The following is a 20937-nucleotide window of genomic DNA, read 5'->3' on the forward strand; positions in this document are numbered from 1 at the left end:
AGAAAGACATGTGTAACTTCGGGGGGATATTCTATACGCAACGACAAGGGATGTCGTTAGTTTGGAGAGATTTAACTGCTAAATAATTTATGCGGAGGCACTCATGCCCCCGCATCGGTCTGACAAGAATTAGTGGATACCGCCAATACGGCTTAAACGTACGCCGGTCGGCCATTCACCTTCCTGTTTTTCGAAGCTCATCCAGATGGCCGTCGCCTTCCCGACCAGGTTCGCTTCCGGCACGAAGCCCCAGTAACGGCTATCGGCGCTGTTATCGCGGTTATCACCCATCATGAAGTAATGACCCGGCGGCACAATCCACGTAGCCGGCTGTAACCCCGACTGGCGATAGTACATGCCGACCTGATCCTGCGCGATTGGCACGGTCAGAATGCGGTGATTCACCTCGCCCAGCGTCTCCTGACGTTCGGTCAGGCGAATACCATTTTCTTTGGTTTCGCCTTTCGGCAACTCAAAGAAACCGCTGGTCGCTTCGCCGCCGTTACGACGGGCAAAGGTCTGCACGAAATCACTCGGTTCAACGTTCGAGTAGGTGACCGGCAGTGCGTTACCGCAAGCCTGGCCGGAACTGCAGTTCGGTTGAATCGTGACTTCTTTGCTGATCGGATCGTAAGTGACTTTATCACCCGGCAGACCTACCGCACGTTTGATGTAATCAAGGCGCGGATCTTCCGGATATTTAAAGACCACAATATCGCCACGTTTCGGGTGACCCGTTTCGATAATCGTTTTCTGGTAAATAGGATCTTTAATGCCGTAGGCGAATTTTTCCACGAGGATAAAATCACCAATTAACAGCGTCGGCATCATTGAACCGGATGGGATCTGGAACGGCTCATAAATAAAAGAACGCACGATGAGCACAATCGCCAGCACCGGAAATACGGACGCGCCCGTTTCCAGCCAGCCCGGTTTCGGGCCTACTTTTTTCAGCGTTTTTTTGTCCAGCGCATCTCCGGTTGCGACCTGCGCCGCAGCCTGACGTTCCCGACGTTTGGGCGCGAAGATAAATTTATCAACGCACCACAAAAGGCCCGTGACCAGTGTGGCAATCACCAGAATCAGGGCAAACATATTCGCCATGCCAACTCCTTAAGGATTATTTACCGTCTTTTCCGACGTGCAGAATGGCGAGGAAAGCTTCCTGCGGCAGTTCGACGTTACCGACCTGCTTCATACGCTTTTTACCCTCTTTCTGTTTTTGCAGCAGCTTTTTCTTACGGCTGACGTCACCGCCATAGCATTTTGCCAGAACGTTTTTACGCAACTGTTTCACCGTAGAACGCGCGATGATGTGGTTGCCAATGGCCGCCTGAATCGCGATATCAAACTGCTGACGAGGGATCAGCTCTTTCATCTTCTCAACCAGCTCACGACCACGGTACGGGGCATTGTCGTTGTGCGTGATCAGCGCCAACGCATCCACACGTTCGCTGTTAATAAGAACGTCAACACGCACCATGTTAGACGCCTGGAAGCGTTTGAAGTTGTAATCCAGCGACGCGTAACCGCGGGAGGTTGACTTCAGACGATCGAAGAAGTCGAGTACCACTTCTGCCATCGGGATTTCATAGGTCAGCGCAACCTGTTTGCCGTGGTAAACCATGTTGGTTTGCACACCGCGTTTTTCCACGCACAGAGTGATAACGTTGCCGAGATATTCCTGCGGCAGCAGCATATGACACTCGGCAATCGGCTCACGCAGCTCCGCGATGTTATTTAGCGGCGGCAGCTTGGACGGGCTGTCGACGTAGATGACCTCTTTATTGGTGGTCTCTACTTCGTACACTACGGTCGGCGCGGTGGTGATGAGGTCCAGATCGTATTCACGTTCCAGACGTTCCTGGATGATCTCCATGTGCAGCAGACCGAGGAAGCCACAGCGGAAGCCGAAGCCCAGCGCGGTAGAGCTTTCCGGCTCATAGAACAGGGAGGCGTCGTTCAGGCTCAGTTTGCCCAGCGCATCGCGGAAGTTTTCGTAATCGTCAGAGCTTACCGGGAACAGGCCCGCATAAACCTGCGGTTTGACTTTTTTAAAGCCTGGCAGCGCTTTGTCAGCCGGGTTGCGCGCCTGGGTCAGCGTATCGCCAACCGGTGCGCCCAGAATGTCTTTAATGGCGCACACCAGCCAACCCACCTCGCCGCATTTCAGCTCGGTACGGTCAACCTGTTTCGGGGTGAAGATGCCCAGACGGTCTGCGTTGTACACCTGACCGGTGCTCATCACTTTGATTTTATCGCCTTTGCGCATGGTGCCGTTTTTAATACGCACCAGCGAGACCACGCCCAGGTAGTTATCAAACCAGGAGTCAATGATCAACGCCTGTAACGGGCCTTCCGGATCGCCTTCCGGCGGCGGAATATCGCGCACCAGACGTTCCAGAACGTCGGTTACGCCCACGCCAGTTTTCGCTGAGCAACGTACAGCGTCCGCCGCGTCGATGCCGACGATATCTTCAATTTCTTCCGCCACACGCTCAGGATCGGCTGCCGGGAGGTCGATTTTGTTCAGAACCGGAACCACTTCCAGATCCATTTCCATGGCGGTATAGCAGTTCGCCAGGGTTTGCGCCTCTACGCCCTGCCCGGCGTCAACCACCAGCAGTGCGCCTTCACAGGCCGCCAGAGAACGGGAAACTTCGTAGGAGAAGTCGACGTGACCAGGGGTGTCGATAAAGTTCAGTTGATAGGTTTCGCCATCAGCTGATTTAAAGTCCAGGGTGACGCTCTGCGCTTTAATGGTAATGCCGCGTTCGCGTTCCAGATCCATCGAGTCGAGAACCTGGGCTTCCATTTCACGATCAGAAAGGCCACCGCAAATCTGGATGATACGGTCAGACAGCGTCGACTTACCGTGGTCGATATGTGCAATGATCGAAAAGTTACGTATATTCTTCATATATTAAGATAATTATGCCTTACGAATACTTTGAGGCCGCTGTTCTGTGCCTGACGTTTGTGTCGTTCGAAAACGCCGCATTCTACACTACAACTGCGCAACCAGGAAATGCTCTTCCAGCAAGCATAGCGGTTCCGCTTACGGCTTTCTCATACCAGATGTAAATAAAAATAAAGCCAGTGCGATCACTGGCTCAATTCAGAAGAAGTGGAGGTGCGCAGGAGATCTGGCGGCAGGCCAACGCTAATAATGACCGGTTGCCACGTTTCGCGTTTCGCAAGCGTCGGCGAAAAACCGCGCGCCAACAAAAAGCCGCCCACACCGCCTAACAGCGCCCCGCACATGGCGGCGATATCTGTGCCAAACAGCACCTGGAACAGAGAGGCCATGATAAACAGCCCTACAAGCGGTGACAGGTAAACCAGCATAGCCGATCCCAGTAGGCTGCTTTCGCTGATTCCCAGTTCCACTTTTTGCCCTGCCACCAACGGTTCGGCGCTGGGAACGGTAATGGTGTGGCTGGTTTGTGGCCCCAGCTTATTCAGCACACGACTGCCGCAGCCCGCGCGTGACGCGCAGCTGCTGCATGAGGCTTTCACATCACAGTGAACTTTCGCTACGCCGTTCTCCCAGGAGATAACGGTCGCCCACTCTTTAATCATTGTGCGCCCTTGAAGCTAATACCGTCGGCAATACGTTTCGCCGTTGGCGGCGGCAGTTCACCGACGATAGTGATTTCAGCCTGGTTGCGCACGGTGGTGCTCACCGTGCGGCGACCGGTACGCAGCATTTGTTCGCTGCTGTTGGCCGTGGCCCGGCTGATGTTGATGGAGAAACTGAACAGGCCATCCGAGAAGAGACGAGACTCCACGGCGGTATCAATAGTAGGTAACGTGCGGCGGCTGCTGGAGACTTCGCTGAAGCCCTGAGGCACCCAGGTCGGCGACCAGTTGAAGTTCACTTTACTGCCCGCCGGAACGGAGAGCAGCGGTGGCAGGCTGGCTTTCGCCAGTTTATCCATGCTGCTACCCACTTGATCGCCCACGTTAAACGCAATGACGCGGAACTGCTCCAGCGTTTCGCCGTCGCGATCGAGCAGGTCAACGCGCATCGGCAGTTTGCTTTCAGAGTCCATCCAGACGATGTAGCTATAACGGGTTCCATCGCGTGCGACGACGCGGATCACCTCGCATAAGCGATCGGCAATACGGGTGCGGCCAACGGAGATAAAATCGTAGTACGGCGCCAGGCGTTTAAAGTCGGTATAGACCAGCGACGGCAGGGAATCGACGATGTAATCGCCATTGAGCGTAAACGGGTCGAGGCCCGGCTCAAAATAGCTGATTTCATTGCCGCGTTGCACCACTTCGCGACGCGGACCATCGAGCTGCAAAAGCTGCGCCAGCGCCTGATTATTCAAACGCGCGTGACGATAGCGTAGCGATTCGACACCGGCTTTATTGATGCTGACGAATGACAGCTCATAGTTGAGGGACTGACTGGCCAGATTCATCTGCTGCAACAACGCCCCGGACGAGACATCAGCCGAGGCGTTGACAGAGAAGAACAGGCTGCCAGCCACAAGGGACATGGCACACCAAAGTTGCTTCATTACTGCGATTGCGTTCCTAAAGTTTGATAGCCCGGCACCTGAACAGCAGCCTGCTGGGTTTGTGCCTGTTCAAACTGAAGTTGCTCAGAATGCAGGCGGCGCTGCAATTCATAATCCTGCAACATTGCGTTGATGCGACGGCGTTGTTCCTGAACCTGCTGTTGCTGACCAGTACCCGCAGTGGCATCAGACGGCACGCCCAGGCTAACCGGACTTGCTTTGCCCATCATCGGTAAGGTATTAAAAACCGGTGTTTCGGGCTGCTGAGTAGAATCTGATTGCCCATTATAGTGCTGGACACCGACAATAACTGCAAGCGATACGCAAGCCGCAACGCCCATTTGGGTAAGTGAACTCGCCCACGGACGGACTTTTTTCCAGAATGGCATATTCTGCCATTGATGCGGTGCTGGCTGGGCTTCAGGAATGAGCGGCGTCGCCTGGGCAGCAGCGGACTCATTTTCGATGGCAGCCATGACGCGAGAAGAGATATCAAAATGAAGGACATCCGCCGTATCGCCGCGAAGCGAATCACGGATGAGATGATAGCTCTCCCAGGTTTTTTGCATTTCCGGCGAACGAGTTAATTCGACAAGCAACTCGTTATCCAGCGTTTCACCATCCATTAAGGCGGAAAGTTTTTCTTTCTGCATGCCTAATACCTTTTCCAGTATCCCGCTACCGTCAACGCCTGATAAGCGGTTGAACTTTATTATCAATAGCTTCTCGCGCACGGAAGATACGGGAACGAACAGTACCAACCGGGCAATCCATAATTGCAGCTATCTCTTCATAGCTTAGGCCATCCAGCTCTCGCAGGGTAATTGCCATGCGTAAATCTTCTGGAAGGCTTTCAATGGTGCGAAAAACAATTTGTCTCAGTTCTTCTGACAACATTAAGTTCTCAGGGTTCGAAATTTCTTTCAGTGCGCCGCCACTTTCGAAGTTTTCTGCTTCCATTGCGTCCACATCGCTGGACGGTGGGCGTCGCCCCTGAGCAACCAGGTAATTTTTTGCCGTATTGACAGCAATACGGTACAGCCACGTATAGAAAGCGCTATCCCCCCGGAATGAATCCAGCGCACGATAGGCCTTTATAAAAGACTCTTGCACCACATCAGGAACGTCACCTGACGGCACATATCGGGAAACCAGGCTCGCCACCTTATGCTGGTAGCGCACCACCAGTAGGTTAAAAGCTTTCTGGTCTCCTTTCTGGACCCGTTCAACCAGGACCTGGTCCGTTAACTGCTCGCTCATCCGAGGTAATGTCTCCCCAAACCCTATTCCAATGCGTAATCAAAACGCCACTCCGTTACTGCACTATGAGCAAGCACAGAGTTAGAGTGTCTGATGATTGTAAAGTTCCGTTACGCCTTTGTTTTTTGTTTGTCAGTTGTAGACCGTTCATTGTCTCTCATTATAAGTCTACGCATGCACTACGTTGTCTAAGTTGCGAAAGAAAAACGCAATTCTCGCAAGAGTAACGTAACGCGCCTTTTATTTCACCATAAATAGGGGTTTCCGGAGTCAGAGATTCGAATATTTTCCTTCGTTTACAAAGTCCCTTCCGAGGTTGTTATGTTTAGCCGTTACAACTTCCGCTAAAAAAATGTGTGCGCCAACGCGTTTTATGATGCTATGCTGACCAAACCGTGTTTAGTAAATTAAACAAACCATCATGAACACTCTTCCAGATCTCTCCTGTGATGTCCTGATCATCGGTAGCGGTGCTGCCGGTTTATCTCTCGCGCTGCGCGTTGCCGAGCAGCATTCTGTCATTGTGCTCAGTAAAGGCCCGATTAGCGAAGGTTCAACCTTCTACGCACAGGGTGGTATTGCAGCCGTTTTTGATGAAACCGACAGTATCGAATCTCATATTGAGGACACGCTCATCGCCGGTGCCGGGATCTGCGATCGCGACGCCGTGTCGTTCGTTGCCAGCAATGCCAAAAACTGCGTCCAGTGGTTGATTGACCAGGGCGTGCTGTTTGATACGCAATTACAAAGCAACGGCGAAGCGAGCTATCACCTGACGCGCGAAGGCGGCCACAGCCATCGCCGCATTCTGCATGCGGCCGATGCCACCGGCAAAGAAGTGGAAAACACGCTGGTCAGCAAGGCGCTGAATCATCCCAATATTCGGGTGATTGAGCGCTGCAATGCCGTAGACCTGATCATGTCCGATAAGATTGGCCTGCCCGGTACGCGCCGCGTTGTGGGCGCGTGGATCTGGAACCGTAATAAAGAGAGCGTGGAAACGTGCGCAGCAAAATCGGTGGTGCTGGCGACGGGCGGTGCATCCAAGGTCTATCAGTATACCACTAACCCGGATATCTCATCGGGCGACGGCATCGCCATGGCCTGGCGTGCGGGCTGCCGCGTGGCGAATCTGGAGTTTAATCAGTTCCACCCCACCGCCCTGTTCCACCCGCAGGCACGTAACTTCCTGCTCACCGAAGCGCTGCGTGGAGAAGGCGCTATGCTTAAGCGCCCGGACGGGACGCGCTTTATGCCTGATTTCGATGAACGAGGCGAGCTTGCGCCGCGCGATGTAGTGGCGCGCGCTATCGATCATGAAATGAAACGGCTCGGCGTGGATTGTATGTATCTGGACATCAGCCATAAGCCCGAAGAATTTGTCCGCCACCATTTCCCGATGATTTATGAAAAACTGCTTGGGCTGGGTATCGACCTGACAAAAGAGCCTGTGCCTGTTGTTCCGGCTGCGCACTATACCTGCGGCGGCGTGATGGTGGATGATAACGGACGCAGCGACGTTGACGGCCTGTATGCGATCGGCGAAGTGAGTTATACCGGCCTGCATGGTGCAAACCGTATGGCCTCTAACTCCCTGCTGGAGTGTCTGGTCTATGGCTGGTCAGCGGCGGAAGATATCAACAAACGGATTGCCAGCACACGTCAGGTGGAAAATCTGCCTGCGTGGGATGAAAGCCGGGTGGATGATTCCGACGAGCGAGTGGTGATTCAGCACAACTGGCATGAGTTACGTTTGCTGATGTGGGACTATGTCGGCATTGTGCGCACCACGAAACGGCTTGAGCGCGCCCTGCGTCGCATTACCATGCTTCAGCAGGAGCTCGACGAGTACTATTCACGCTTTCGCGTGTCTAATAATTTGCTGGAACTGCGCAATCTGGTACAGGTGGCGGAACTGATTGTCCGCTGTGCGATGATGCGTAAAGAGAGTCGCGGCCTGCACTACACGCTGGATTACCCGGATCTCATGCAGGATTCCGGCCCATCCGTGCTCTCGCCGCTCACTCACATAAAGAGATAAAATGCCTGGGTCAGCGCGGTATACGCTTCGGAGTATTGCTGCTCTGGCCCACGAATCACCATTCTGTCGCTAAAGGCCTCACCGTTTTGTGGCGAGAATGCCAGCAGGACCCGATGCGGCGGGCGGGTATCATATTCGGCGATATCCGTGCGCAGACGTAAATGCCAGCCCATCGACAGAGCCAGTTCGGTAAAACTCTGGCCGATGTTTTCCGGTAATACGACGCAGAAAAATCCCTCTTCGGTAATGGCATCCGCCGCGCAGGTCAGCAACGTTTGATGATCGAGGGATGTGGTGTAGCGCGCCTGCTCACGCTGCGGCGTGGCGCACTCGACGCCCTGCTCATAGTAAGGCGGATTGCTGACGATCAGATCATAGCGACTCCTAACGCTCGCGACCCAGCTCTGAATATCCGCCGTGTGGACGGCAATTTTTTGCGGCCACGGAGATTGCGCGACGTTCTCACGCGCCTGTTCTGCGGCATTTTCATCCAGCTCAACGGCGTCGATGAGCGTATTCGCCTCGGTGCGCTGTGCCAGCATTAACGCCAGCAATCCGCTTCCCGTGCCAATATCCAGCACGCGCGTTACATGGGCAATCGGCGCCCATGCGCCCAGCAAAATGCCGTCCGTGCCCACTTTCATGGCACAACGGTCATGCGCGACAAAAAATTTTTTGAAGGTAAATCCATTACGACGCAGCGTGGGTTTCGAGTCAGACATAGTTATTTTACGTATTCGGTTTTGGCTCAGCACAATACCTGAGAACAGATAGCCATACAAACAGATGAAGATTAGAGCCGTAACGTCTATAATCACCGCCTCACACTGAGGTAGACAATGACTGTAACGACTTTTTCCGAACTTGAACTTGATGAAAGCCTGCTGGACGCCCTCCAGAGCAAAGGCTTTACACGCCCGACCGCCATCCAGGCTGCCGCCATTCCGCCTGCGCTCGATGGACGTGATGTTTTGGGTTCTGCGCCCACCGGCACCGGTAAAACAGCGGCGTATCTGCTGCCTGCGTTGCAGCATCTGCTCGACTTCCCGCGCAAAAAATCCGGCCCGCCGCGCATCTTGATCCTGACGCCAACGCGTGAACTGGCGATGCAGGTTGCCGACCACGCGCGCGAACTGGCCAAAAATACCCATCTCGATATTGCCACCATTACCGGCGGTGTCGCGTACATGAACCACGCTGAAGTCTTCAGCGAAAACCAGGATATCGTGGTTGCCACCACCGGTCGCCTGTTGCAGTACATCAAAGAAGAAAACTTTGACTGCCGCGCCGTCGAGACCTTAATTCTTGACGAAGCCGACCGTATGCTGGATCTCGGCTTTGCGCAGGATATCGAACATATCGCCGGGGAAACCCGCTGGCGTAAGCAGACGCTGCTCTTCTCCGCCACGCTTGAAGGCGATGCGATTAAAGATTTTGCCGAGCGACTGCTGGAAGACCCGGTAGAAGTTTCTGCTAACCCGTCCACGCGTGAACGTAAAAAAATTCATCAGTGGTACTACCGGGCAGATAACCTGGAGCACAAAGTTGAGCTGCTTAAGCACCTTCTGAAACAAGAAGATATGACGCGCGCTATCGTGTTTGTGCGTAAACGTGAGCGTGTACATGAACTTGCCGAAATGCTGCGTGCCGCCGGGATCAACAACTGTTATCTCGAAGGCGAAATGGCACAGATCAAGCGTACCGAAGGAATCAAGCGTCTGACGGAAGGCCGCGTAAACGTACTGGTTGCGACCGACGTTGCCGCGCGCGGTATTGATATTCCGGATGTCAGCCACGTGATTAACTTCGATATGCCGCGCACCGGCGATACCTATCTTCACCGCATTGGCCGTACTGGCCGCGCGGGTCGTAAAGGTACGGCGGTTTCTCTGGTTGAAGCGCATGACCATCTGCTGCTGCAGAAAATTGGCCGTTACATTGAAGAGCCGCTGAAAGCGCGCGTCATCGATGAACTACGCCCAACGACGCGTGCACCTAGCGAAAAAATGACCGGTAAGCCGTCGAAGAAAGTACTGGCAAAACGTGCAGAGAAGAAAAAAGAGAAAGATAAAGACAAACCGCGTGTGAAAGTACGCCATCGCGACGCGAAGAATGTTGGTAAGCGTCGTAAGCCAAGCGGTACGCCACCGCAGCCTACAGAAGAGTAAAAAAAACGCCGGGTCTCCCCGGCGTTTTGATTTTCTGCCTCAGAAAACTTACAGGCTTTCAGTGAAAGTACGGGCGATAACGTCGCGCTGCTGTTCAGGCGTCAGAGAGTTAAAGCGTACTGCGTATCCTGAAACACGAATGGTCAGCTGCGGATATTTTTCCGGATGTTCAACCGCGTCGAGCAGGGTTTCGCGACGCAGAACGTTAACGTTCAGGTGCTGGCCCCCTTCTACGCGAACTTCTGGTTTCGCTTCAACTGGAATTTCACGATATTCGATGTCGCCCAGTGCCTTCACAGCAACCACTTCATCTTCTGCATAACCACCTTTGGCAACCAGGCAGCGTGCTTCACCTTTTTCGCTATCCAGCAGCCAGAAAGAATTCAGCAGGTCGTCGTTAGCGGCTTTAGTAATCTGAATACCAGTAATCATTTGATGCCTCCCTTAGGCTATTCATATTCGTTTTAACCGGCCAGTTCCCGGCCAATTGGTAAAACCATTGTTGCTTGAGTGTATATATACCCCTCAAACACCCCGCATTCTTTGATTTAAATCAACAAAAACCACACCATAAAAGTGGTCATACACTAATTTACTTGTTTTATATCAAGTTACGCCACCTTGCCATGCCAAATTTTATCAGTAAATTTTCAACTTTTTTTAGGGTGAGCGTGCTTTTCCCGCTGGCCGATTTTGTGATGGAGAAAGAAGCAGTTAAGCTATCCCCATGACAATTTCCAGGAGAGCGAGATGAGCGCCCCTTTAACCTGGCACGATGTGCTGGCCGATGAGAAGCAACAACCCTATTTTTTGAACACACTGGCAACGGTGGCGAATGAGCGCCAGGCAGGCACAACGATTTATCCGCCGCAGAAAGATGTATTTAACGCCTTTCGCTTCACTGAACTGAGGGATGTAAAAGTAGTGATTTTAGGTCAGGACCCGTACCACGGGCCGGGTCAGGCGCACGGGCTGGCCTTTTCTGTTCGCCCTGGTATTGCCACGCCGCCGTCGCTGCTGAACATGTATAAAGAGCTGGAAGGTTCAATTCCGGGCTTTACCCGCCCTCAGCATGGCTATCTGGAAAGCTGGGCGCGCCAGGGCGTGCTGTTGCTTAACACGGTGCTGACGGTGCGTGCAGGTCAGGCGCATTCTCACGCCAGCCTCGGTTGGGAAACCTTTACCGATAAAGTGATCAGCCTGATTAACGAACATCGGGAAGGCGTAGTCTTTTTACTGTGGGGATCGCATGCCCAGAAGAAAGGCGCGATTATCGATACACAGCGTCATCGGGTGCTGAAAGCCCCGCATCCGTCACCGCTTTCTGCCCATCGCGGCTTTTTTGGCTGCAACCACTTTGTGCAGGCTAACGAGTGGCTGGTACAACGCGGTGAAGCGCCCATCGACTGGATGCCGGTGCTGCCGGCGGAAAGCGAGTAAAAAAAATGCCAGCGCGATGCTGTAATGCTGGTCAGTTAAGCGCAAAGTTCCGTTCACTTTATGTTTTGCGCAATATGTAACATCAGCATCAGTGAACGGGCAAAGGGGGTCAACCGCGCCCCCCTTCGCAATCCCCGCGGCCCCGCGGGGAAATCGGTGCTTCGCACTACGCTCTCCTCCGAACTCCAGCCTGCGGCACGGCGAAACTCGACGTCCTGTCTCGGTTCGCCTCAGTCCGCCATCCATGGCGGACTGACCTTGTCTTCCATTCTCCGGCTCGCCGATTTCCAACGGGGACTCGTCGGTTTCAGATACGCTGGTTTTTGCTGTTTACTTAAAGACCGCACCGCTGTTGGTGGCGTCAAAATCGCCGAAGTGTTCCCTGAAGGCCGGGGCAGCCCACATGGATGTGGGCTGAGGGCGCGGCTTTACAGGGATGTTACCTCGCGCCCGACCCGAAAGCCGTAAGGGATAAGCTGAGGGAACCGCGAAGCGGCGATTTTTCCGCCGAAGCCCGGGGGTGCAGGGGGCGGCGGCGATTGGCCGCCCCCTGCGTGCTCCCTGCGCCTGCACGATTTATATGGCATGGAGCCAGACAGGAGCGCAACGGGAAGATGCTTTGAAAAGTGAATCAGTGCTTAACTGACCAGCATTACAGCGCGATGCTGGCATTTTATTATGGCTTACGCTCAGGCTTTATTCTGACGCCACCATTCACTCAGCAGTACGCCGGTTGCCACGGAGACGTTCAGGCTTTCAACCGCGCCGGTACCGTCGATCGATACGCTCAGATCGGCGCTCGACAGGGCTGCATCAGACAGACCATCGCGCTCCTGGCCTAACACCAGCACCATTTTCTTCGGCAGCTCAGCCTTAAACAGCGGCGTACCCGCGTGACTGGAGGTGGTCACGATGGCGTAACCTGCTTTGCGGAAATCATCCAACGCATCAATGAAGCTATCGCCGGTGATCGGCTGAACGTGCTCAGCGCCGCCTTCTGCGGTACGGATTGCCGCGCCGGATTCCAGCACACCAGCATCCTGCAGCAGCAGGCCTTTAATACCGAAATGCGCACAGCTACGCATCATCGCGCCCAGGTTGTGCGGGTTGCCGACATCTTCCAGGGCCAGCACACAATCGGTATCGCCGCTTTTAGCGACCCAATCCTGAACGGACGTGCCACTGCGTTTTTTGATCAGGAAGCATACGCCGCCGTGGTGTTCGGTTCCGGACGCTTTCGCCAGCTCTTCTTCATCAACCACGTGGTAAGCTTTGCGGTTTGCCGCCATCCAGCGCAGCGCTTCTTTAAAGCGCGGCGTTACGCTCTGGATAAACCAGGCGCGTACAATGGCGTCCGGACGGCTCTGGAACAGCGCCTGGCAGGCGTTTTCACCGTACACGCGCGTCTCTTCCGCACGCTGACGACGCAGGACTTCCGGATCGATAAAGCTTTTACCGCTAATGCCACCGTGATCGGCTTTTACCGGGGTTTCATCACCCGGGGCGCGGGAAACCGTGCGCCACGGTGAGCTATCGCGTTCTCCGCGATCGTCACGATCGCGGCTGCGTTCGCGGTTCGGGCCTTTTCTGTCGTCACGGGCAGGACGGCGACCACCTTCGGCACGTGTACCAGGACGGCCACCGCCTTTTCCTGTACGCGGATTATGGGTGCGTTTATCCGAGTCATCGTCACTGCGGACATACATCACTTTGACTTTGCCGTTTTTGTTCTTCAGTTCGTCGCTCATATTTTTCTCCACCTGCGCTGCGCGAAGCGCGCAGATTACCTGATGTAGTAGCGCATAGCCATTACTTCATATCAAAGACGGTGACTATTGTACCCATTGAGTAAACCGCATTGTCGAATAAAACAGTCTCATCGATAATATGTAACATTACAGAAACATCCGGCGACCTCGCCGATCGGCAACCCTACTACCCAGAGGTTAGTTATGAATACCGTTTGTGCCCACTGTCAGGCTCTTAACCGCATACCTGAAGATCGTGTAAACGATGCGGCGAAATGTGGACGCTGTGGTCATGATCTGTTTGATGGCGATGTGATCAACGCCACCGACGCCACGCTGGATAAGCTGCTGAAGGACGATTTGCCTGTCGTTATTGATTTCTGGGCGCCATGGTGTGGCCCGTGCCGCAATTTCGCGCCAATATTTGAAGATGTGGCGGAAGAGCGCAGCGGCAAAATGCGCTTTGTGAAAGTGAACACTGAGGCCGAACGCGAGCTCAGCGCCCGTTTTCGCATTCGCAGCATCCCGACCATTATGATCTTCAAAAATGGCGAAATGATCGACATGCTCAATGGCGCAGTACCGAAAGCGCCTTTCGAGAGCTGGCTTAACGAAGCCCTCGAAGCATAACATCTACGGGGCGCATCTTGTGCCCCGTTTTCACCTCTGCGACAATAGCCTTTTTCTACGCTATTGCCATGACTCCAAACGCTGTACTGCAACTCCGGGCTGAACGCCTGGCCCGCGCCACGCGCCCTTTCCTCGCCCGCGGCAATCGTGTTCGCCGCTGCCAACGTTGCCTGCTGCCGCTTAAACAGTGTTTATGCGAAACCCTGCAACCCAGTACCGCCACCAGCCGTTTTTGTCTGGTGATGTTCGATACTGAGCCCATGAAACCCAGTAACACGGGACGTCTGATAGCAGACATTCTTCCGAATACTGCCGCATTTCAATGGTCTCGTACCGAGCCGCCAGCCGCACTACTGGAGTTGGTACGCGATCCCGCCTATCAGCCGATGGTCGTTTTCCCGGCATCCTACGCCGGAACAGAGCGCGAAGTGATCGCCGCGCCGAAAACAGGCAAACCGCCGCTATTTATTATGCTAGACGGCACCTGGACCGAAGCGCGCAAAATGTTTCGCAAGAGCCCCTGGCTGGATAACTTCCCGGTGATTTCGGTCGATTTGTCGCGCGTTTCCGACTATGGCCTGCGGGAAGCGCACGCGGATGGTCAGTACTGCACCGCCGAAGTGGCGATGGCGCTGCTCGACCTGGCGGGTGATACCGACGCTGCTCACGCGTTAGGCGAACACTTTACGCGTTTTCGTACCAGCTATCTGGCAGGAAAAACCCAGCATAAGGGAAGCATCACAGCACAACGCGAGGAAAGCGTTTAGACTCATACGGATGCTTATACCTGAGGGAAGCCGGAATGAGTCAACGTGGGCTGGAAGCACTTCTTCGACCAAAATCGATTGCCGTGATTGGCGCATCCATGAAGCCGCAGCGCGCCGGCTTTTTGATGATGCGTAATCTGTTAGCCGGTGGGTTTAACGGCCCCGTTATGCCCGTTACGCCCACCTGGAAAGCGGTGCTCGGCGTGCTGGCCTGGCCGACCATCGCCAGCCTGCCGTTTTCACCCGATCTCGCCGTACTCTGCACACATGCCAAACGCAATCTGGAACTGCTGGAAGCGTTGGGCGAGAAAGGATGCAAAACCTGCATTATTCTCTCTTCACCGCCCGATCAGTTTGCCGAATTATCAGCTTGCGCGGCACGCTACCAAATGCGCATTTTAGGGCCAAACAGTCTGGGGCTTTTAGCGCCCTGGCAGGGGCTAAACGCCAGTTTTTCACCGGTGCCGATTCGCAAAGGCAAACTGGCATTTATTTCGCAGTCCGCGGCCGTTTCCAATACCATTCTTGACTGGGCGCAGCAGCGCGAGATGGGCTTCTCCTACTTTATTGCGCTCGGTGATAGCCTGGATATCGATGTGGACGACCTGCTCGATTTCCTCGCGCGCGACAGCAAAACCAGCGCCATTCTGCTCTATCTGGAGCATTTGAGTGACGCCCGACGCTTTGTTTCCGCCGCCCGTAGCGCCTCACGTAACAAACCCATTCTTGTGATTAAGAGCGGACGTAGCCCGGCGGCGCAGCGGTTGCTTCACGCCAACGCGGGTCTGGACCCCGCCTGGGACGCCGCGATCCAGCGCGCCGGTCTGCTGCGCGTGCGCGATACTCACGAACTTTTCTCCGCCGTTGAAACCTTAAGCCATATGCGCCCTTTGCGCGGCGAGCGTTTAATGATTATCAGCAACGGTGCTGCCCCGGCCGCGCTGGCGCTCGATCAACTGTGGGCGCGCAACGGCAAACTGGCGACCCTCAGCGATGAAACGCGAGCCAGATTGACTGAACGACTGCCGGATTCCGTGCAGGCCGGAAACCCGCTGGATCTGCGTGATGATGCCAGCATCGAGAGCTACATCGCTGCAGTCAACACATTACTCGACAGCCCGGATCTGGATGCGCTGTTGGTGATTCACTCACCCAGCGCCACCGCAACCGGCACTGAAAGCGCCGTAGCGTTAATTGACGCGATTAAACACCATCCACGTGGGCACTACATCAGCGTGCTGACCAACTGGTGTGGTGAGTACTCTTCTATCGAGGCGCGACGCCTCTTCAGCGACGCGGGCATCCCCACCTATCGTACGCCGGAAGGCACGATTACGGCATTTATGCATATGGTGGAATATCGCCGGAACCAGAAACAGCTGCGGGAAACGCCCGCACTGCCACAGAATTTAACGGCCAACACGGCGCAGGTTCACGAACTGCTCGCGCAGGCTATCGATAGCGGTATCCGCGCGCTGGATACACATGAAGTGCGTCCTGTGTTGCAGGCGTACGGCATGCACACGCTTCCCACCTGGATCGCCGCTGACAGCGCGGAAGCGGTACATATCGCCGAACAAATTGGTTATCCGGTGGCGCTGAAACTGCGTTCACCGGACATCCCGCATAAATCGGAAGTTCAGGGGGTGATGCTGTATCTGCGTACCCCGGCGGAAGTGCAACAGGCGGCGGATGCGATTCTCGATCGCGTTAAAATGACCTGGCCACAGGCGCGCATTGACGGCCTGCTGGTACAAAGTATGGCTAACCGCGCAGGCGCACAGGAACTGCGCGTGGTGGTGGAACATGATCCGGTCTTTGGCCCGCTGATTATGTTGGGTGAAGGTGGCGTGGAGTGGCGACCTGAAGAACAGGCTGTAGTCGCTCTGCCGCCGCTGAATATGACGCTGGCGCGCTATCTGGTGATTCAGGCGATTAAGAGCAAAAAGATTCGTGGGCGCAGCGCGCTGCGACCGCTGGATATTCCCGGCTTGAGCCGTTTGCTGGTTCAGGTCTCAAACCTGATTGTTGATTGCCCGGAAATTCAGCGGCTGGATATTCACCCACTGCTGGCCACAGGTAATGAATTTACCGCGCTGGACGTGACGCTGGATATCGCGCCGTATGAAGGCGAAAGCGAAAGCCGCCTCGCGGTAAGGCCATATCCGCAGCAACTCGAAGAATGGATTACCATGAAAAATGGCGGACGTTGTCTGTTTCGCCCCATTCTCCCTGAAGATGAGCCGCTTTTGCAGCAGTTTATCGCCCGGGTGACGAAGGAAGATCTTTATTACCGCTACTTTAGCGAGATCAACGAATTTACCCACGATGATTTAGCGAATATGACCCAGATCGACTACGATCGTGAAATGGCTTTCGTTGCGGTACACACTACGGCTGAACAGACAGAGATCCTCGGCGTAACGCGCGCTATCTCCGATCCGGATAACATCGATGCTGAATTTGCGGTGCTGGTGCGCTCCGACCTGAAAGGGTTAGGGCTGGGTGGACGATTGCTGGAAAAGTTAATCAACTATACGCGCGATCACGGTCTGCAACGCTTAAACGGCATTACTATGCCCAACAACCGTGGGATGATCGCTCTGGCTCGCAAGCTGGGCTTTGACGTCGATATCCAACTGGAAGACGGTATAGTCAGCCTGTCTCTGAAGCTAAGTCATGACTAAGTTGCTGGAAATACTACCCTTGACCGACAGAGATGGTATTATTGACCGCTTACGTCGTCTGCCTGGTACAGAGGACCCTTCACTAAAACAGAGAAGAAACGCACTGTGATGTTGTCAAAATTTAAGCGTAATAAACATCAACAACACCTTGCCCAGCTACCCAAGCTTTCTCAGTCAGTTGATGATATTGAGTTTTTCTACGCGCCTGCCGATTTTCGGGAAGCGCTGCTGGCAAAGATAGCCGGCGCTACGCGACGCATCTGCATCGTCGCGCTGTATCTGGAACAGGACGATGCAGGGAAGGCGATTTTACAGGCGCTGTACGATGCAAAACGTCAACGGCCTGAGCTGGAAGTGAAAGTACTGGTTGACTGGCATCGCGCTCAGCGTGGCCGTATTGGCGCAGCGGCGTCGAATACTAACGCCGACTGGTACTGCCGCATGGCGCATGAAAACCCGGGTGTGGACGTGCCGGTGTATGGTGTGCCAATCAATACCCGCGAAGCGTTGGGCGTTCTCCATTTCAAAGGCTTTATTATTGATGACAGCGTGCTGTACAGCGGCGCAAGCATCAATGATGTCTATCTCCATCAGCATGATAAATATCGTTACGACCGCTATCAGTGCATTCGTAACCCGCAGATGGCGGACATCATGTATGACTGGGTGGGGCAAAATTTAGTGGAAGGTCGTGGCGTTAACCGTCTCGATGATAGCTGCCGCCCGAAAAGCCCGGAAATTAAAAACGATATTCGCCTCTATCGCCAGGAACTGCGCGATACGGGATACCATTATCTGGGCAACGCCGACGACGAACAGCTCTCCGTTACGCCACTGGTAGGCCTGGGTAAAACCAGCCTGCTGAATAAAACCATTTTCCATCTGATGCCGTGCGCCGAGCATAAGCTGACGATCTGCACCCCTTATTTCAACCTGCCTGCGCTGTTAGTGCGCAATATCATTCGCCTGCTGCGTGAAGGCAAAAAGGTCGAAATTATCGTTGGCGATAAAACGGCGAACGATTTCTTCATCCCGGAAAATGAACCGTTCAAGATTATCGGCGCGCTGCCGTATCTGTACGAAATCAACCTGCGTCGATTCCTGAGCCGTTTACAGTACTACGTCAACACAGACCAGCTCGTTGTACGTCTGTGGAAAGATGGCGATAACAGCTATCACCTGAAGGGGATGTGGGTGGATGACGAGTGGATGCTGCTGACCGGCAACAACCTTAATCCACGCGCCTGGCGTCTGGATCTCGAAAACGCCGTACTCATCCATGACCCGCAACATAAACTGCGGGAGAAACGCGAGAAAGAGCTGAAGCTGATTCGCGCCCATACTACCGTGGTCAATCACTATCGCGACCTGCAAAGTATCGCTGATTATCCGGTAAAAGTGCGCAAGCTGATCCGCCGTCTGCGACGCATCCGTATCGATCGTCTTATCAGTCGTATCCTCTAAATATCAGCCCCGTCCAGTGCGGGGCTTTTTTTCAGGAGAGATTTATGCGAACCCTCCTTCCTCTGATTGCCCTTTTCACTCTGAGCGGTTGTAGCCATATGGCGAACGACAGCTGGAGCGGGCAGGATAAAGCCCAACACTTTATTGGTTCCGCGATGCTTTCCGCCGCCGGCAATGAATACTTCCAGCATCAGGGCGTGAGCCGCGATCGCAGCGCCGCATTGGGGGTGATGTTTTCATTGAGTCTGGGGGCATCAAAAGAACTGTGGGATAGCCGCCCCGCAGGGAGCGGCTGGAGCTGGAAAGATTTTGCGTGGGATGTTGCCGGCGCCACGACCGGCTATACGGTGTGGCAGCTGGCACAACATTAATCCTACAGGCGTAATCCTTTTCCTTTGCGATGCAGCATCAGCGACACCAGGAAAGCCAGCGCCGTCATCGCGGTGACGTACCAGAAGAAGGCCGACTCCACGCCAAATGATTTCAGTGACAGTGCGACATACTCCGCAGAACCACCAAACAGGGCATTGGCTACGGCATAAGATAGCCCCACCCCTAACGCGCGAACCTGCGCCGGGAACATCTCAGCCTTCAGGATCCCGCTAATTGAGGTATAGAAGCTGGTTATCAACAGTGCGCACATCACCAGTGCGAAAGCGGCAAACGGGGAGGTGACGTTTTGCAGTGCGGAGAGAATTGGTACGGTAAACAGCGTCGCCAGTGAACCAAAACAGAGCATGGATGCGCGGCGACCAATTTTGTCAGAGAGCAGGCCGAAAAGCGGCTGGGCAAGCATGTAGACAAACAGTGCAGCAGTCATAATGATGCTGGCAACTTTCGGGTCCATCCCGGCGGTGTTAACCAGATACTTCTGCATGTAGGTGGTGAAGGTGTAGAAAATTAACGAGCCACCTGCAGTAAAACCGAGCACCATGACGAAGGCTTTACGATTACGCCACAGGCCCTTGAAGGAACCCGCTTCTTTCAGCGTACGCGTTTCTTTATGCGACGTTTCATCCAGCTGACGACGCAGCCACAGCGCCACAACCGCTAACACCGCCCCCATTGCGAATGGAATACGCCAGCCCCAACTGTGCAGGTCTTCGCTGCTCAGGACATTCTGCAAAAGCACGACAACCAGCAGCGCCAGCAGTTGGCCACCTATCAGCGTGACATACTGGAATGAGGCATAGAATCCTTTACGGCCTTCTACCGCGACTTCACTCATGTACGTTGCGCTGGTGCCGTACTCCCCGCCGACAGAGAGCCCCTGGAACAACCGTGCCAGCAGAAGCAGCGCAGGAGCCCAGGTTCCGATCGTGTCGTATCCCGGCAGGCAGGCAATGACCAGAGAGCCAAAACACATCATACAGACAGAGATCAGCATCGACTTTTTACGTCCATGACGATCCGCAATACGACCAAACATCCAGCCGCCAATGGGACGCATTAAAAAGCCTGCGGCAAAAACACCCGCCGTTTGTAACAGCTGGGTCGTGGTATTTCCGGTTGGGAAAAAGATGTGGGCAAAGTAGAGAGAACAGAAGGAATAGACGTAAAAATCAAACCATTCGACAAGGTTCCCTGATGAAGCCCCGACGATGGCCATGACCCGGCGACGGGTATCATGATCGGTGAGCGACTGCTCGGCGGCTACGCTGGTTTCGGTCATTATAATTATGCTCCTGCTACAGGTGTTTTATCTGTCTTACCGGGCGTAACTCGTCACGCAGATAAATTTTCAGTGAACGAAATGTTATATAATTGTTATTAATTATTTTGCGATATCTATCACGTTTTTTGTTAGCAAGGTAACAAATTAGGATTAGCTGTAGCGGGAGTATTTTGGGGTGGGGGTAGTGCGCGTTGTGTTGCCCGGTGGCGCTTGCGCTTACCGGGCCTACGGGTTCGTGCCATTCGGTGGGGTTTGTTCTTTTGTAGGCCGGATAAGGCGCAGCCGCCATCCGGCAGGTTTTTTCGCACCAGCGCAAAAAGGCCATCCTTCCGGATGGCCTTCTGCTTATTTGATGCCTGGCAGTTCCCTACTCTCGCATGGGGAGACCCCACACTACCATCGGCGCTACGGCGTTTCACTTCTGAGTTCGGCATGGGGTCAGGTGGGACCACCGCGCTAGTGCCGCCAGGCAAATTCTGTTGTATTAACCCGCTTATCGCCGGTTAATTTAATCTGTTATCAAGC

The 20937-nt window shown here is 54.2% G+C and carries 19 protein-coding genes and 1 rRNA gene; 8 read left to right on the plus strand and 12 right to left on the minus strand.

The window, feature by feature from the left end; genetic code table 11:
* Positions 1-129: 129 nt before the first annotated feature.
* The 7 genes from lepB to rseD all read right to left on the minus strand — a co-directional run bounded on the left by lepB (position 130) and on the right by rseD (position 5943).
* The gene (gene lepB / locus F0Q32_RS22610; protein ID WP_149464830.1) at positions 130-1104 is read right to left on the minus strand and encodes a signal peptidase I; all 975 of its coding nucleotides are present in this window, start codon (positions 1102-1104) and stop codon (positions 130-132) included.
* Positions 1105-1120: 16 nt separating this feature from the next.
* Entirely contained in the window at positions 1121-2920 is a 1800-nt protein-coding gene (gene lepA / locus F0Q32_RS22615) for a translation elongation factor 4 (RefSeq protein ID WP_149464831.1), read from the minus strand.
* Positions 2921-3105: 185 nt separating this feature from the next.
* Positions 3106-3582, minus strand: a complete 477-nt coding sequence (rseC, locus tag F0Q32_RS22620; RefSeq protein ID WP_149464832.1) for a SoxR-reducing system protein RseC — start codon at positions 3580-3582, stop codon at positions 3106-3108.
* On the minus strand, positions 3579-4532 hold the full coding sequence (rseB, locus tag F0Q32_RS22625; RefSeq protein WP_015963389.1) for a sigma-E factor regulatory protein RseB: 954 nt from the start codon (positions 4530-4532) through the stop codon (positions 3579-3581). Before rseB ends, rseC begins: the two co-directional genes overlap by 4 nt.
* Complete coding sequence (gene rseA / locus F0Q32_RS22630; protein ID WP_149464833.1) at positions 4532-5185, minus strand: anti-sigma-E factor RseA; 654 nt, start codon at positions 5183-5185, stop codon at positions 4532-4534. Before rseA ends, rseB begins: the two co-directional genes overlap by 1 nt.
* A gap of 31 nt (positions 5186-5216) precedes the next feature.
* Complete coding sequence (gene rpoE / locus F0Q32_RS22635; protein ID WP_015963387.1) at positions 5217-5792, minus strand: RNA polymerase sigma factor RpoE; 576 nt, start codon at positions 5790-5792, stop codon at positions 5217-5219.
* A 55-nt stretch (positions 5793-5847) separates the two neighbouring features.
* Entirely contained in the window at positions 5848-5943 is a 96-nt protein-coding gene (gene rseD, locus F0Q32_RS26860; RefSeq protein ID WP_144052231.1) for a rpoE leader peptide RseD, read from the minus strand.
* Between the two features lie 270 nt (positions 5944-6213).
* On the opposite strand from rseD, the gene nadB reads away from it, so the two are divergent.
* The gene (gene nadB, locus F0Q32_RS22645) at positions 6214-7833 is read left to right on the plus strand and encodes an L-aspartate oxidase (protein WP_149464834.1); all 1620 of its coding nucleotides are present in this window, start codon (positions 6214-6216) and stop codon (positions 7831-7833) included.
* Here the strand turns inward: nadB and F0Q32_RS22650 are convergent.
* On the minus strand, positions 7818-8555 hold the full coding sequence (locus F0Q32_RS22650) for a tRNA1(Val) (adenine(37)-N6)-methyltransferase (RefSeq protein WP_149464835.1): 738 nt from the start codon (positions 8553-8555) through the stop codon (positions 7818-7820). The genes nadB and F0Q32_RS22650 overlap by 16 nt on opposite strands.
* Positions 8556-8672: 117 nt before the next feature.
* Between F0Q32_RS22650 and srmB the strand changes: the two genes are divergently transcribed.
* Complete coding sequence (srmB, locus tag F0Q32_RS22655; RefSeq protein ID WP_149464836.1) at positions 8673-10001, plus strand: ATP-dependent RNA helicase SrmB; 1329 nt, start codon at positions 8673-8675, stop codon at positions 9999-10001.
* 48 nt (positions 10002-10049) lie between these two features.
* Here the strand turns inward: srmB and grcA are convergent, their stop codons facing one another.
* Positions 10050-10433 (minus strand): autonomous glycyl radical cofactor GrcA, encoded by a 384-nt coding sequence (grcA, locus tag F0Q32_RS22660; RefSeq protein ID WP_015963383.1) that lies wholly within the window; start codon positions 10431-10433, stop codon positions 10050-10052.
* Positions 10434-10751: 318 nt separating this feature from the next.
* Here grcA and ung point away from each other — a divergent pair, with 318 nt between their 5' ends.
* The gene (gene ung / locus F0Q32_RS22665; RefSeq protein WP_149464837.1) at positions 10752-11441 is read left to right on the plus strand and encodes a uracil-DNA glycosylase; all 690 of its coding nucleotides are present in this window, start codon (positions 10752-10754) and stop codon (positions 11439-11441) included.
* 689 nt (positions 11442-12130) lie between these two features.
* On the opposite strand, the gene F0Q32_RS22670 is transcribed toward ung, so the two are convergent.
* On the minus strand, positions 12131-13189 hold the full coding sequence (locus F0Q32_RS22670) for a tRNA/rRNA methyltransferase (RefSeq protein WP_149464838.1): 1059 nt from the start codon (positions 13187-13189) through the stop codon (positions 12131-12133).
* 204 nt (positions 13190-13393) lie between these two features.
* Between F0Q32_RS22670 and trxC the strand changes: the two genes are divergently transcribed.
* The 5 genes from trxC (at position 13394) to F0Q32_RS22695 (ending at position 19108) form a co-directional block, all read left to right on the plus strand.
* Positions 13394-13819: a thioredoxin TrxC gene (trxC, locus tag F0Q32_RS22675; RefSeq protein ID WP_149464839.1), complete on the plus strand. Its 426-nt coding sequence runs from the start codon at positions 13394-13396 to the stop codon at positions 13817-13819.
* Positions 13820-13887: 68 nt separating this feature from the next.
* Entirely contained in the window at positions 13888-14586 is a 699-nt protein-coding gene (tapT, locus tag F0Q32_RS22680; RefSeq protein ID WP_149464840.1) for a tRNA-uridine aminocarboxypropyltransferase, read from the plus strand.
* Between the two features lie 35 nt (positions 14587-14621).
* Positions 14622-17273 (plus strand): protein lysine acetyltransferase, encoded by a 2652-nt coding sequence (gene pat, locus F0Q32_RS22685; protein ID WP_149464841.1) that lies wholly within the window; start codon positions 14622-14624, stop codon positions 17271-17273.
* 108 nt (positions 17274-17381) lie between these two features.
* Positions 17382-18737, plus strand: coding sequence for a CDP-diacylglycerol--serine O-phosphatidyltransferase (pssA, locus tag F0Q32_RS22690; RefSeq protein ID WP_149464848.1), 1356 nt, complete (start codon positions 17382-17384; stop codon positions 18735-18737).
* 44 nt (positions 18738-18781) lie between these two features.
* Positions 18782-19108 (plus strand): YfiM family lipoprotein, encoded by a 327-nt coding sequence (locus F0Q32_RS22695; RefSeq protein WP_149464842.1) that lies wholly within the window; start codon positions 18782-18784, stop codon positions 19106-19108.
* Positions 19109-19110: 2 nt separating this feature from the next.
* Here F0Q32_RS22695 and F0Q32_RS22700 read toward each other — a convergent pair whose 3' ends face one another.
* Positions 19111-20409: an MFS family transporter gene (locus tag F0Q32_RS22700; RefSeq protein WP_149464843.1), complete on the minus strand. Its 1299-nt coding sequence runs from the start codon at positions 20407-20409 to the stop codon at positions 19111-19113.
* Positions 20410-20766: 357 nt separating this feature from the next.
* A 5S ribosomal RNA gene (rrf, locus tag F0Q32_RS22705) occupies positions 20767-20882 on the minus strand.
* Positions 20883-20937 lie beyond the last annotated feature (55 nt).

This window comes from Pseudocitrobacter sp. 73, assembly GCF_008369545.1.
Taxonomy (GTDB): domain Bacteria; phylum Pseudomonadota; class Gammaproteobacteria; order Enterobacterales; family Enterobacteriaceae; genus Pseudocitrobacter; species Pseudocitrobacter vendiensis.